Source organism: Mycetocola sp. (assembly GCF_025464835.1).
Lineage (GTDB): Bacteria > Actinomycetota > Actinomycetes > Actinomycetales > Microbacteriaceae > Mycetocola_A.
In genome coordinates this window covers 1-13450 of record NZ_JAODMP010000045.1, presented here as the reverse complement: position 1 = coordinate 13450, position 13450 = coordinate 1, and the positions used below count along the sequence as shown (strand labels likewise).

General features: G+C 66.8%; 15 protein-coding genes. 10 read left to right on the top strand and 5 right to left on the bottom strand.

All coding sequences use genetic code 11. From position 1 onward, the window contains the following. Positions 1-140 precede the first annotated feature (140 nt). On the top strand, positions 141-221 hold the full coding sequence (locus JWP90_RS13160; RefSeq protein ID WP_367182674.1) for a hypothetical protein: 81 nt from the start codon (positions 141-143) through the stop codon (positions 219-221). A gap of 71 nt (positions 222-292) precedes the next feature. Here the strand turns inward: JWP90_RS13160 and JWP90_RS05320 are convergent, their stop codons facing one another. Then, positions 293-784 (bottom strand): hypothetical protein, encoded by a 492-nt coding sequence (locus JWP90_RS05320; RefSeq protein WP_297360687.1) that lies wholly within the window; start codon positions 782-784, stop codon positions 293-295. A gap of 245 nt (positions 785-1029) precedes the next feature. On the opposite strand from JWP90_RS05320, the gene JWP90_RS05315 reads away from it, so the two are divergent. Both JWP90_RS05315 and JWP90_RS05310 read left to right on the top strand, forming a co-directional pair. Continuing rightward, complete coding sequence (locus JWP90_RS05315) at positions 1030-1512, top strand: hypothetical protein (protein WP_297360684.1); 483 nt, start codon at positions 1030-1032, stop codon at positions 1510-1512. A 115-nt stretch (positions 1513-1627) separates the two neighbouring features. After that, positions 1628-1963 carry a hypothetical protein gene (locus tag JWP90_RS05310; RefSeq protein WP_297360682.1) on the top strand — a complete coding sequence of 112 codons (336 nt, stop codon included), beginning with the start codon at positions 1628-1630 and terminating at the stop codon, positions 1961-1963. A gap of 13 nt (positions 1964-1976) precedes the next feature. Here the strand turns inward: JWP90_RS05310 and JWP90_RS05305 are convergent, their stop codons facing one another. From JWP90_RS05305 to JWP90_RS05295, 3 genes are all read right to left on the bottom strand, one after another. After that, entirely contained in the window at positions 1977-2396 is a 420-nt protein-coding gene (locus tag JWP90_RS05305; protein WP_297360680.1) for a hypothetical protein, read from the bottom strand. A gap of 69 nt (positions 2397-2465) precedes the next feature. After that, complete coding sequence (locus JWP90_RS05300; protein ID WP_367182673.1) at positions 2466-2786, bottom strand: acylphosphatase; 321 nt, start codon at positions 2784-2786, stop codon at positions 2466-2468. Positions 2787-2788: 2 nt separating this feature from the next. Further along, a complete protein-coding gene (locus tag JWP90_RS05295) occupies positions 2789-3079 on the bottom strand; it encodes a hypothetical protein (protein WP_297360678.1) in 291 nt (96 codons plus the stop codon). A gap of 174 nt (positions 3080-3253) precedes the next feature. On the opposite strand from JWP90_RS05295, the gene JWP90_RS05290 reads away from it, so the two are divergent. The 3 genes from JWP90_RS05290 to JWP90_RS05280 all read left to right on the top strand — a co-directional run bounded on the left by JWP90_RS05290 (position 3254) and on the right by JWP90_RS05280 (position 6049). Then, positions 3254-3826: a sigma-70 family RNA polymerase sigma factor gene (locus JWP90_RS05290; RefSeq protein ID WP_297360676.1), complete on the top strand. Its 573-nt coding sequence runs from the start codon at positions 3254-3256 to the stop codon at positions 3824-3826. A gap of 67 nt (positions 3827-3893) precedes the next feature. After that, positions 3894-5180 (top strand): hypothetical protein, encoded by a 1287-nt coding sequence (locus tag JWP90_RS05285; protein ID WP_297360674.1) that lies wholly within the window; start codon positions 3894-3896, stop codon positions 5178-5180. 389 nt (positions 5181-5569) lie between these two features. Then, positions 5570-6049: a Pvc16 family protein gene (locus JWP90_RS05280; protein ID WP_297360669.1), complete on the top strand. Its 480-nt coding sequence runs from the start codon at positions 5570-5572 to the stop codon at positions 6047-6049. Between the two features lie 3 nt (positions 6050-6052). On the opposite strand, the gene JWP90_RS05275 is transcribed toward JWP90_RS05280, so the two are convergent. After that, positions 6053-7558 carry a SulP family inorganic anion transporter gene (locus JWP90_RS05275; protein WP_297360666.1) on the bottom strand — a complete coding sequence of 502 codons (1506 nt, stop codon included), beginning with the start codon at positions 7556-7558 and terminating at the stop codon, positions 6053-6055. A gap of 53 nt (positions 7559-7611) precedes the next feature. Between JWP90_RS05275 and JWP90_RS05270 the strand changes: the two genes are divergently transcribed. The 4 genes from JWP90_RS05270 (at position 7612) to JWP90_RS05255 (ending at position 13445) form a co-directional block, all read left to right on the top strand. Beyond that, entirely contained in the window at positions 7612-7920 is a 309-nt protein-coding gene (locus JWP90_RS05270) for a hypothetical protein (RefSeq protein WP_297360663.1), read from the top strand. Positions 7921-8004: 84 nt separating this feature from the next. Further along, positions 8005-10500, top strand: coding sequence for an AAA family ATPase (locus tag JWP90_RS05265; protein ID WP_297360660.1), 2496 nt, complete (start codon positions 8005-8007; stop codon positions 10498-10500). Between the two features lie 223 nt (positions 10501-10723). Further along, on the top strand, positions 10724-12166 hold the full coding sequence (locus JWP90_RS05260; protein WP_297360658.1) for a CCA tRNA nucleotidyltransferase: 1443 nt from the start codon (positions 10724-10726) through the stop codon (positions 12164-12166). A 58-nt stretch (positions 12167-12224) separates the two neighbouring features. Then, complete coding sequence (locus tag JWP90_RS05255) at positions 12225-13445, top strand: aminotransferase class V-fold PLP-dependent enzyme (protein ID WP_297360655.1); 1221 nt, start codon at positions 12225-12227, stop codon at positions 13443-13445. The last annotated feature ends 5 nt before the right edge of the window (positions 13446-13450 follow it).

Sequence of the window (13450 nt, the reverse complement as noted above, 5' to 3'; positions counted from 1 at the left end):
GATCGTGGAGGCCCCGCGCCGGTGCCACGCTGAAGTCATGAAACTTCACCGACCCAGACGCGGCCGCGTCTTCGCCGGCGTCTGTCTGGCCGTGGCAAACCGTTTCGGCTTGGTCGCCCACGCTCGTCCGTGTCCTCACCGTGCTCAGCATCATCCTGCCCGGCCCTCAGCTCGTGGTCTACATCATCCTGTGGATCCTGCTACCGGGCGAGAAGCACTGACCTGCAACGCGAACATCCCGGGGGCGTACCCCCGGGATGCTGTCGGTGCCGGGCGGACGCCCCGATGGGCGTCAGCGTCGCGCGGCCCTGATGATCAGCCCGATGATCGCGACCACGGCCACAGCCGCCACTGCGATGACGGTTCCCGGTCGTTCCTCGTACTTGTGCTGCAACTCCGACACCGCAGAACTTGCGGCTTCCCTCGCCGCCTCGACGGCGTCCCGGGAGGCCGCCGAAGCCTTGCCGGCGATCTCGGAGGTCCGGCCGGAGAGGTCGCTGACCGAGTTCGACGCATCTTTCGTGGCGTACTCGAGCCTCGCCGACGCGTCGGCTGCTGAGGAACCGACAGCGGATCCGACGGTGGTCCCAACGCCCGAAGCGGTGTCGCTCGTATCGGATGCCGTCTCCGCCAGTGGGGCGGAGGCCTCTGCGCCGAGATCCACTGAGTCGTGTGCCGCGTCCTTCAACGCGTCTGGGGCGTCTGGGGCATTGTCGACAGCCCTGTGGGCATCCGTCGCAGCGGCGGTGATGTTCTCGTCAGCACGTTCATTCGAATCGGTCATTGTTTTCCTTTCGGTTGTTCGTGATCTGCCGTCATCAGACGGCGAGCATGCGCCGCAGCGCCCGTTCCCGCTTCCGGGCGGGCACCGCGAAACCCGCGGCCGGCGCGGAACAGGGTGCAGGGCGTTGTCTGCCCTTCTTCCGATCTCCGTCCAGCGTCGATACTCATCTTTTCGCACTTACCGTCGGGATCACAGGGGGTTGCGAAGCTCGACCATGCGTTCCAACTCGGCAGTAGCATGGGCCAGTGCCGTACCTGTCAGCCTCCTCCCGCGCCGCGCTCGAGCGCGTCCTCGCCGGTGATCGTGAGGACGCGACGGATGCGCTCGAGCGGTTGCGTGACATCCGCACCCTCCTCGTCGCGCTCGAGCAGGACCCGGTCATCCTGCAGGCGGTGCGTGAGGCCCTGGACGGCGGCGCCGGCTGGGACAGGATCGCCGAAGCCGCCGGACTCAAGCCGGCCGCGGCGAAGTGGCGCTGGCAGGGCACCGACGCTGAGATCGCGGAGCGTCACGAGGCCGGCCGTAAGCGGTCGGCGCGGCCGAGCAGCGTTCCGACCGACCTTCCCGGGCTTTCCGTCGCCGAAGCCGCAACGTTCCTCGGCGTGAGCGCCCAGGCAATCTATCTCCGTGTCGCGCGCGGCACCTTGCGGTCGGAAACGATCGAGCTGCCCGACGGCCGCTCCTATAAGCGCGTCTTCCCCGAAGAAGATCGGGGAAACGCGAACTGAGCTTCGCTCGAATGTTGCGTCGTGTGACGGTTGCAGGTGACAGCCTCCTGCAGCCTGCCTACCGTTGATTCTGTCGCCGGAAACCGTCCGGCGGAGATACGGGCAGGAGGTCAGGATGTCGAGTCTCAAAGCGGGAGCAGAACAGGTCATGCGGTGCTCAACAGCCTCAGGCGGCACCTGCGACAGAACCGCGCCTGGCCATGTCCTCCGTCCGCTTCAGGAGCGCATCGCCGCTGCCACGGCGAGCAAATGGCGCGACGGCGTGGTCTCGTCGGTGTCCGGGGGCTGGATCGGTGTGACTTTCATCGACTGCGGGGACACCGCATGGGTGTGGACACACCTCGTCCCTGCCGATCTGGCCATCGGCCAGCCGGTCGCACTGCATTCGCTGTATTCGACGCTGGCGTTCGGTTCCGTGCGACTCAGCGTCCTGGTTTCCGCGGCCATCTGACCGCATCGGTGGCTCACGCCATCGGCATCGCCCCGTTCATCGCGTCCATCATCTTCTGGCACGCCATGGCGCATTGACGGCAGGCCTCAGCACACATGGCGCAATCGGCGTGCATGTCCTTGTGGTTCATGCACTCGTCTGCGCAGGCCATGCACATGGTCATTGTGGCTTGAAGCATTGCCATCATGCTTTCCCTGTGCATGCCAGCGGGCCGCATCATCATGCGCATCATCGTGCCGCAGATATCAGCCGTGTTCATGCACATGTTCATGCACATCGACATGTCCTCACCCGTCATGGTGCTCGAGCACATCGTGCACGCCTGCTCGCACGCCGAGCAGGCCTCAATACAGTCCTGCATCATCGCCATATCCATGCCCTGGACGGGCATGTCCTTCTGGTGAGACTCCATCATTTGCATCGCCATGTTCATGGGTGATTCCTCTCGACTAGGGGTGTTTTTCTGGCATGCTACGCCGCTCGCCAGGTCCTGTCAGCGGGGCTACTCCGTGCCGCGCCGCAACCATCCGGACATCCCGCCGTGATCGCCGGAGCGGATCTCGAAACCCGCCTCGCCTTCCGGCGGACGATCGGAGACCTCGACGTCGGAGACGACCGCTCCGGCAGGGCCGCGTCCGAGGGCATCGATCATCTCGGACACGGCGACCGGTTCTCCTTCTACTTCGGCTTCGACGGAGCCGTCTGAGCGGTTCCGCACCCAGCCATGTACGCCCAGGTGCCCGGCCTTGCTCCGCGCCCAGTATCGGAAGCCGACACCCTGGACCCGCCCTCGGACGAGCACCCGGCGGCGGATGTTCCCCACGTTCAGTCCTGTACCGGCACCGTCTCGTCGACGGCGTCGGTACCCGCGTCGCTGTAGTTGCCCGTCTGGCCGGAGGCCTTCCTGCCACCGGCGTCGTCGGCACCGTCCACAGACGCATCCGAGCCCGACGGAGTCTCGCCAGCGGTGGTGCCGTCGTCGGGCGGGTCTTCGAGGGAGGACTGGTCGGCTGCGCCCTGGTTCTTCGCCTCCTCGTAGCTGCCATCACGCGGACCCCAGTCCGGGAGCGCCGGAGTGGTCTCGTTGCCATTCTCGGTTGGGTGTTGCTGTTCCATGCGAGTTCCTTTCATTGCCATTCAGCCGACGATACGCACGTCGAAAAAGAAAGGCGATGCCTTCCGGCGGGCAGCGGTTCGGAGTAGCGTTCGGGTCGAGGTTCCCGTGATGTCGGTGGGAATGCATTCGCGACACTGATGCAAGACTCGCGCCAGACGCGACACATTCATGATGTGAGGATCGCCAGCACCACAGCAGCCGCCGACGTGAGCGAGGGAGTGGTGATGCCCGACAGCGCCGAGCCTCACATGGTGAACACCGACGTCGGCTGGTTCACGGCGGTCGTCCGCGAACACTCGACCGCGCTCGTGCGTTACTTCGCGCGACGCGGGCCCCGCCAGGACGCGGAAGACCTCACCGCCGAGGTGTTCGTCATCGCATGGCGCAGGCGCGACGACGTACCACGGGAGGCCGTACTGCCGTGGCTCTACCGGACGGCGGGATTCACGCTTGCGAATTCTCGGCGAAAGCACCTTGACCTCCCCGTCGATGACGTCCCGGAATCGGGCGCCATCCGGATCGGCGCCGATCCCGAGCTGAGCGCGCTCTTCGACGCCGAGCTGCGTGGTGCGCTCAGCAGCGTCAGCGAGCGGGACCGGCAGATCCTGCTCCTGCATGCGTGGGAGGGCCTCGACGGAGCAGAACTCGCCGAGGTTTTCGGGATCTCCCGATCCGGGGCGGACGCCGCGCTCTCCCGAGCGCGCGCGCGGCTGCGCAAAGCCTGGGGCGAGCGGATGACGTTCTGAGTTCTGCAAGATTCGCGGCGCTCTGCACACAACTACAGGTGAGGCGCATTCCACGGAGGCTGACGAGATGAACCACGATGACGAACCGGACCCGGTGGCCCGGCTGCGCGCCGCAGACCCGGCGGGCAACGTCGAACCCCGTGCCGGCTTCGCCGACGAACTCGTCGCCCGGACGACCGGGCCCGACGCCGAAGCGACGGGCGAATCGGCCTCCGCCGCCGACATCGCAGCCCAGGGAACCCGTCGCCCGCGCTGGCAGGCGATCGCCGCGGTCGCTGCATCGGTCCTTCTCGTCGGGGCCGCAGGGTACGGTCTGGGAGCGACCGAGGGAATGAAGAATATCGCCGGCGCTGGCTCACCGCCGGCCTCGCTACAGACCGGAGAGAGCTCAGAGAACAGGACGGATGGTGCTCGAGAGCCGGGGATCGGAGCGGGCGCCGCCGACCAGACGATCACCGACTCGATCTATCCCTCTGGGGTCGGCCGGAACTCCTTCAGCGCGTCCGGTCTGAGCAGCACCGTCGGCACGGCCGCGGCCTACGCCTTCGATCCGAATGCCGGATCCATCCCGGAGAAGCTTGCCCCTCTCGCGGCGGCGCTCGGTGTCACCTCACCAGCCGAACTGCGGGAGGCAGGCTGGTCGGCCGGCCCTCAGGACGGCAGCGCTCCGAACCTGACGGTCAGTCTGGATGGGATGCTCTCCTTCTACTACCAGAACCCCTTGATCAACCCGTGGCTGTGTTCGGATGGCGCGGAAGCCTGCCAGCCGGTGGGCGAGGCGCCCAGCGAAGAAGCCGCAATCGGCACCCTGCGCTCGCTTCTTTCGGCTTCAGGCAGGAACCCTGCGCTTTTCGAGTTCACCTCACACAGGTGGGAGGGCTCGCCAACACGGACAGCAGAGGCGAGGCCGGTCATCGACGGGCATCGTATCGACCAGGCGTGGTCGGCGGAGGTAGCCGAAGCCGGCGTCGTCAGCGCGAACGGTGCCGTTGCCGATGTCATCGGGTTGGGCGGTTACCCCGTCGTCAGTGAGCAGGAGGGCTTCGAACGGCTCTCGAATCCCCGGTTCGGCGGTTCGATGACCTTACTTCCGGCCGCAGGGCGCGAGTCCGCGGATGCACCTGATGAGTGGGTGCCTCCGACCGAGCCGCCCGCGACGCCGCAGGTCGGGGCGTCTCTGCCCTGGCCAGTGCATGAGGTCCGAATCGTCAGCTCCCGCCTCGGTCTGGCAAGCCAGTGGCAACCCGATGGAAGTGTCCTCGTGCTCCCGGCCTACGAGTTCACCGACTCCGACGGGGGCGTCTGGTCAGTCGTCGCGGTCGACGACTCGAGGCTCGATTTCTCGTCCGAGTAAGCAAACGGTGCTTCCCGGGGCGCCAGCTGGCGTGCAACGCATGACGTCATGCCCGAGTCCCCAGAAGTGCAGGCACTCGTCGAGGATCTCAGGACCCGGCTGACTCGGCGAGCGGGTGCGGGGAGCAACGCGCCACGGCAAGCACGTCGACATTTCCGTCGGCGAAGCTGTGCACCTCGTCATCTCGCTGGGAAGACACGGGTGGGCGCGGTTTCACGACCCGAGCGGCTCTTCCGCGCCTGAACCAAAGATGGTCGGGGCTCCGTCGACGCTGGTCGCGTTCACTCTCGACAACCCTCTCCCTGATGCGGCAACGCCTTCCCGCCGACGCCTCTTCGGAGTAGCGTCGCGATCACAGGCGGTTTCCCGCCCCGGACATCGGAGTTCGAATGCCGACCCTCTCCTCCTACGGGCAGACCATCGCGTCGACCACGCTCACCCTGCAACAGCTGCTGTCGGCAGCTCCCGCGAAGCTGCAGGTGACGGCACGCACCCTGGATGCCGCCCGCGACGGCGTCTTCGGAGCATCCGTCAACCTGTTCCTCTACCATGACGATCTCACCGGCTACCGGGACGGCCACGAACCCCCAGGAACGACCCACAACATCGCCGAGCTGTTCTACCTGCTCAGCGCATACCCCGGCGACGCGTCCGACGCCGATGCGGTCAGCCACCGCGCGTTCGGCACAGCGCGCGCCGTCGTGCAGCAGAACCCCGTGCTCGCCGTCCCGTTCGGCGACCGGTCGACGAACGTGCAGCTGCGCAGCCAGTCGATCAGCATGGAGAACCTCGCCAAGCTCTGGCTGGCTTCGTCCAGGCCACTTCGCCTCACCTTCGGCATCATCGCGACGTTTACGGTGAGCGGCTGAGGTCTACCCCAGCTTGCCCGTGAGCCGGCCGTGAAGCACCGTCGATCGCTCGTCCAGCCCGACGAAGGTGACGGTTGCGCCGTGAGCGGCATACTTCGACTCCACCGAGTCCAGCACGGCGACCGTTGAGGCGTCCCAGATCTGCGCCGCCGTGAAATCCACGGTGACCTCGGCCGGGTCGACGCCGTACGAGAACTGTTCGACGAGGTCATTGCTCGAGCCGAAGAACAGGGGCCCGCGAACCGTGTACCGAACCGATGTGCCGTCGGCGGAGAGGTTGCGGTCCACCCGGGCGACGTGGGCGATCCGCCGAGCGAAGAGCACCATAGCGAGGAGAACGCCGACGGCGACACCGATCGCAAGGTTGTGGGTGAGCACCACGACTCCCACCGTGGTGACCATGACGGCTGTCTCGGGTAGAGGCATCCGTTTCAGGGTGGCCGGTGCGACGCTGTGCCAGTTGACGGTGGTGATCGCGACGATCATCATCACAGCGGCGAGCGCGACCATCGGGATCTGCTCCATCACGTCGCTCAGCACCGTGACAAGCAGCAGGAGGAAGATCCCGGCAACGAAAGTGGAGATGCGGGTGCGGGCGCGGCCGAGCTTCACGTTGACGACGGTTTGACCGATCATGGCGCAACCGGCGATACCGCCGTAGGAACCGGCGAGGATGTTGGCGATGCCGAGCGCCCAGGATTCACGGCCCTTCGCGGACCGTGTGTCGGTGATGTCATCGACGAGTTTCGCAGTGAGAAGGGTCTCCATGAGGCCGACGAAGGCGACGCTCAACGCGGTCGGCAGGATGATGCGCAGGGTTTCGAGGTTGAGCGGCACAAGAAGTGGTGTGATGCCGGGGAGCCCGCCCGCGATGTCTCCTTCGTCGCCGACAGTGGGGATGGAGAGGTGCGCGATCATCGTGATGGCTGTGACCACAACGATGGCGACAAGCGGGGCCGGCACTGCCTTGGTGATGCGGGGGAGGACCAGGACGATCAGGGCCGTCAGAGCGAACAACGGGTAGACCAGCCAGGGCACCCCAAGCAGGTGAGGAACCTGCGCGGTGAAGATGAGGATGCCGAGCGCGTTCACGAAGCCGATCATCACCGAGCGGGGAATGAACCGCATGAGGCGTGCCAGGCCCGTCACACCGAACACGATCTGGATGATGCCGGCGAGGATCACAGCCGGCAGCAGGTATTCGACGCCCTGCTCCTTGACGAGCGGTGCGACGACGAGTGCAACGGCGCCCGCCGCGGCCGTGATCATCGCCGGCCGGCCGCCGAGGACGGACATCGAGATCGCCAGGACGACGGATGCGACCAGGCTCACCTTGGGGTCGACGCCGGCGATCACCGAGAACGAGATGACCTCGGGAATCAGGGCGAGGGTGGTGACGACGCCAGCGAGCACCTCGACGCTGAACGCCTTCGGATTCCGGAGTGTCTGCAGAACAGTCGGGGAGAGGGGTGTGTCTGCGCGGACGGTATTTGGTGGAAGTGACGGCACCGTTCAACTGTAGGCGCAGCCCGCGTCGGCAGCAGCCACCGTACGCTTGGTGGATGCCTTCCTTCCGTGTGACCGTGACGATCGGTGCGCTCCGCCCTGGCGTCGACCCGGAGTCGGTGCTGCCATTCGCGGCTGCGGCTGCCGCCGCGAGGGCCGTGGTGGAGGCATCCGACGTCGCCGTCGTGCGCGGCGCGGCTCGCGTAGTCGTCCGTTACACCGCTGACGACGTGGGCACAGGGTGGCGAGTGGGTTCCGAGGTCGTGCACCGGCTGGCGAGCGTCGCCGAGCCGGCAGCCTGGGCGGTAACCGTCCGCGACGGCGGACGCTGGTACCCGGTGTCCGCGCCGGGGCCCGCTCTGTAACCCGTATCCAGCCCGTCGCTGCGCCGTCAACCCCGCGAAAGGGATGAGCGCCAGCTGCTCCCGGTCAATACGCTGGGTTGTCCCATGTCAGCCACCCATCTGCTCCCCGATGTGCCTGCCGGCCGCCCGACCCTTGTCGGGCGGGATCGGCAGCTTGGCGCTGTGGCCAGGGCGGTGGCCGGGGTGCGGGCAGGAAGCGCGCGGTTCGTGCTGATCGAAGGGGAGTCGGGCTTCGGTAAGTCCGCCCTGCTTCGCGCGGCCGCTGCCTCTGTCGCGCTGTGGCCCACCCATTCCGCCGTCGCAGATGAGAACGAGGCGGAATTGCCGTACGGTGTCCTCAACCAACTGCTCCGACAGGTGGAGGAAGAGGGCGACCTCGAACCTATCCTCTCCGGCGGAATCGCCCCGGAAGTGCCCGCGATGATTGCCGGGGCGGCCCTGCTCAACCTGATCGACGCTGGAGAGGGGGCCACCTGCATCACCATCGATGACGCCCAGTGGCTGGACCAGCGCTCGGCCGACGCCCTGTGGTTCGCCGGCCGACGCTCGTTTCGAGACCGTCTGCTCGTCCTCATCGCCGCACACCCCGAGGAAACCCCGTTCCTTGAACGGATGCGACTGCTGGTTGCCGATGAGGAGCGTGGCGTCCGTCTCTCCGTCGGCGGGCTCACTGTCGACCACGTCAGCATGCTTCTGAAGCAACGGACGGGGATCTCTCCTCCTCGCCGGCTTGCTTCCGGTCTCGTTGCGGCGACGGACGGCAACCCCCTTCACCTCCAAACGCTTCTCAACCTGGCCGTCTCCAGCAGCGACCCGCTCGGATCGTTGGAGCGGATGCTGCAGGGCACCCCGCCTGCAGTCCCGGGTTTCCGCGCTGTCACGCAGGGCACCATCGAGAGACTCCGGCCGGCGGCTCGCGCCGTCATCGAGATCGTCGCCGTGCTGCAGGACACCGCCGCTATTCCGGACATCGCTGCGATCGCGGAGCGATACGGCGGCTTCGACGTGACCGGCGCCGACATCGACGAAGCCAGCGCGACCGGACTCGTGACTCTGACCGCCGACGACTCCGCCGTCGTCATGCCGCATGAACGGGTGCGGGCTGTCATCGTTCGGGGCATAACCCTCCAGGCTCGAAGGGAACTCCACGCCGAGGCGGGGCAGGTGATCGGTGGTGCGCGCGGGCTCGACCACCGTGCTCATGCCGCAGCGGAACCCGACGACGCCCTCGCCGAGGAACTCGAAACGGCGGCCAGGCAGGCGGCTGAGGAACATCAGGTTGACCGCGCCTTCCGATATGCGCGGTGGTCTGCCCTGCTGAGCACTGCCCTTCCCGACAAGGAACGCCGAACCATCGATGCCGGTGTCCATGCCGTCGCCTCCGGCCGTTTCGACCTGCTCGCGACCGCGGTTGGTGAGTTCGAGAACCTCAGCACGGGGCCCGAACGCGAGCTGCTGCTCGGGAACGCTGCGTTGGCATCCGGCGACGTCGCTCTCGGCATCCGGCACCTGCACCGTGCGGCGGCGTCGAAACGGGTGACCAGCCTCAGGGCGCGCACGATGCAGGCCGTCGCCAATCAGACCCTTGCCGAGATGACGCGTCTGATGGACGACTTCGAACCGAGCGTCCGGCATTCCCGAACGGTCATCGACGCCCTCCCGGAACTGCGCAGAAGTGAAGAAGATGATACGACCGGTGGATTCGACCTCGACGAGCTCGAAGCGCACGCCGTCTCCTCGAACGCGCTCGCCGCGTGGCAGTCGGGGGCCGCAGACGTGGGTCACGACCGTCTGACGACGCTGATCACCGACGCGCGTGAGCGAGGAGGCCTGCAGCCTGCACACGCCGTCCTGTTGCTCACTCGCGGCTCTCTTCTACGCCAGCAGCACCGGTTGCCTGAGGCGATCGCCGACCTCGAGGAAGGGCTGGCGCTCGCTGACCTGGGCCGGCCCGAACTATCACCGAACGGTCGGATCGACCTCGCCCTGGCCCGTTTCCGGAACGGGGAGTGGGATGCCGCGGCAGCCGCGGCGACAGCGGCAGCTTCGATCTCGGGCGATGTCGAGAACCCGTGGGTGCGCGCATCCGCATACGCGGTTGCAGCATTGGTGCCAGCCGCTCGGGGCGACGCGGAGTCTGCCGAGAGGTGGCTCGCCGAAGCCGAAGCCATGCCGGCGGCGCTGCGGACTCCTGGCTACCGTCGCCTCGCCGACTTCGCGCGCGCCCTCACCGCGAGAGCGTCCGGAGACTCGGCAACAGCTGTGCTCCTCGCCAGGCAGGCCATCGAACGTGAGCCGGTGCACGCGCAGATCGAACGGGACTGGTGGCAACAGCTGCTCACGGAGGCGCTCGGGTCGGCGAACGTCCCGGCCGCCGACCCTCTCGCCGTGCTCAGCAGCCGGGAACGCGAGGTGGCGCACCTGGCAGCGCTCGGGCTGACGAACCGGGAGGTGGCCGGCAAGCTGTTCGTGTCGGTGAAGGGTGTCGAATACCACATGGGCAATGTGCTGGCGAAGCTCGGGCTGTCGTCCCGGCGGGGGATCCGCGGCGTTCTCGAGGAAACTAGGGGAAGTCCCTAGGGGCTTCCCGGCGCGGATCGCGGACACTGGAGTCAGCGAAATTCGACGAACTGTTCCTGCGGGGCAGCTTGAACAGCGGGTCGGGTGGACTGTGAAAATCCCTGTTCCCTAACAGGTGGATCTTCCCGGCACGCCGGTTGTTGACGCCGACGTGCCGGGTGATCCCATGTTCCGTACCCAGCACGGTTCGATGGTGATCCCGAGGATCGCTACGATTGAGCGCATGGTGAGTATGGCGGAATCGTTGGTGCGCCTGTCGGAACTCGCCGCATCCCCGGCCGTCGCGAAGGTGGCATCCGCTTTCGCCTCCGCCGGCTTTGAACTCTCGCTGGTTGGCGGGCCGGTGCGCGACGCCATGCTGGGCCGCGTCGTCAGCGACCTGGACTTCACGACGAACGCGTCGCCCGATGAGATCCTCCGCATCATCACCCCGATCTCCGACGCCCGGTGGGACATCGGCCGGGATTTCGGCACGATCGGCGCTCGCGTCGTGACCGGGGACGCCTCCGAAATGGTGGAGATCACCACCTACCGGGCGGATGCCTACGACGGCGTGACCCGCAAACCGGTCGTCGCTTTCGGGAACAGCCTCGATGGCGACCTCAAGCGCCGTGACTTCACGGTCAACGCGATGGCCTTGCGGGTGCCCGAGGTGAAACTCGTCGACCCGTGCGGTGGAGTCGAGGACCTTCTCGCACGGACACTGCGTACACCGAGCACCCCCGAGGTGAGTTTCGGCGACGACCCGCTGCGCATGATGCGCGCCGCACGGTTCGCCAGCCAGCTCGGGTTCGTCGTCGACGCCGAAACCCGGGCCGCCATGTCGGCGATGGCCGACAGTATCCGGATCGTGTCAGTGGAGCGGATGCAGGTCGAACTGTCCAAGCTGCTCCTCACCGACGAGCCGCGCGCGGGCATCGAATTGCTCGTCGAATCGGGACTCGCACAGATCGTGCTGCCGGAGGTTCCTGCGCTGCGGCTGGAGATCGACGAACACCACCATCACAAGGACGTCTACCAGCACTCACTGACGGTGCTCGAGCAGGCGATCGGTTACGAGAAGTCGCGCCACCCCGGTGCGGCACCCGACCTGACCCTGCGCATGGCCGCGCTGCTGCACGACATCGGCAAACCGGCGACGCGTCGACTCGAACCCGGCGGGGCGGTGAGTTTCTACCACCATGACATGGTCGGGTCGAAGCTCGCGAAGAAGCGGCTCACCGCACTGCGGTACGACAACGACACGATCAAGGACGTCTCCCGGCTCATCGAACTGCACCTGCGGTTCTTCGGCTATACCGAGGGCGCCTGGACCGATTCAGCGGTCCGCCGGTACGTCCGTGACGCCGGACACCTGCTCGAGCGGTTGCACATCCTCACCCGGGCGGATGTGACCACCAGGAATCGCCGCAAGGCCGACCGTCTCGGTTTCGCCTACGACGACCTCGAGGCGCGGATCGCTGAACTGCGCGAGCAGGAGGAGATGGAGGCGGTCCGGCCAGACCTGGACGGCAACGCCATCCAAAGGGTGCTGGGAATCCGACCCGGCCGCGAGGTGGGTGTGGCCTACAAGTGGCTGCTCGAGCTCCGCCTCGACGAGGGTCCCCTCGGCGAGGAAGAAGCAGAGCGTCGCCTACTGGCGTGGTGGGCAGAGCGGAGCGCGTGAGCTCACCGATCGCCGACACCCTTTTCGGACGGTTCCCTGGCGGGCATAGCCTGAAGGCATGACTTCGCTTCCCCGCCCCGACAAGCACTCCCCGGAGACTCTCTCGTTTCCCAGCCAGGCTGTGCACGCAGGCAACGTGACTGACCCCGGTTCCGGAGCCATCCGCACACCGATCGTCATGGCCAACTCGTATGGACTGCCGGAGGACGCGTCCACCATCAGCTGGTCGGGGACCGATGTCCCGTTGTACACGCGGAACTCCGGCACGAATCAGCTGGGACTTCAGGCGAAGCTCGCTGCACTCGAGCACGGTGAGGATGCGGTTGTCCTGGCCAGTGGCGTCGCCGCCCTGCACGCGGTCTTCTTCACCCTGCTGAAGTCCGGCGACCACGTCGTCGTCGGTGACGTCACCTATGAAGCCATCTACCGGCTGTTCGCCGAACTGTTTCCCGAGAAGTACGGCATCACGGCGACCTTCGTCGATGCCGCGGACCCTGCGGCTGTCCGTGCTGCGATCCGGCCGGAGACCGCCCTCGTGCATGTGGAAGTGATCGGCAACCCGACCACCAAGGTCACCGACATCGCCGCGGTCGCTGCGATCGCCCATCAGGCGGGCGCGCTGCTCAGCGTCGACTCGACCTTCACCCCGCCTCCGCTGTTCCGCCCGCTGGAGCACGGGGCAGACCTCGTCGTGCATTCGCTCACCAAGTACATCAACGGGCACGGTGACGCCATGGGCGGAACGGTGATCGGCGGTTCCGACTTGATCAGGCGGATCAAGTCGGATGCGATGGTCGACGTCGGCGGGGTGATCTCACCGTTCAACGCCTGGCTGATCATGCGCGGCTCGGTGACGCTCCCATTGCGGCTCGCCCAACACCAGGCCTCGGCCCAAAAGATCGCCGAATTTCTCGCGACTGACCCCCGGATCGCATTCGTCGCCTACCCGGGCCTTGCGGAGCATCCGCAGCACGACGTCGCCGCACGACAGTTCCAAGGCAGCGGGTTCGGCGGGATGATGGCGTTCGCCGTGCGCGGCGATGCGGCGACACAGGACCGGTTCATCGCGAACCTTCGCGTCGTCACTTCAGCCGTTTCGCTTGGGCATGACGAATCCCTGATCGTCCACGTCGCCGGTGGGGCGGATGCCGGTCCCCGCGTCGCGTACTACCCGGAGGACTTCCGCGTCTGGGGTCACCTTCGCTTTTCGGTGGGCCTGGAAGACGCCGGTGACCTGATCGCGGACCTGCGCGCCGCCCTCGACGCGACCTTCGATTGAGGCCG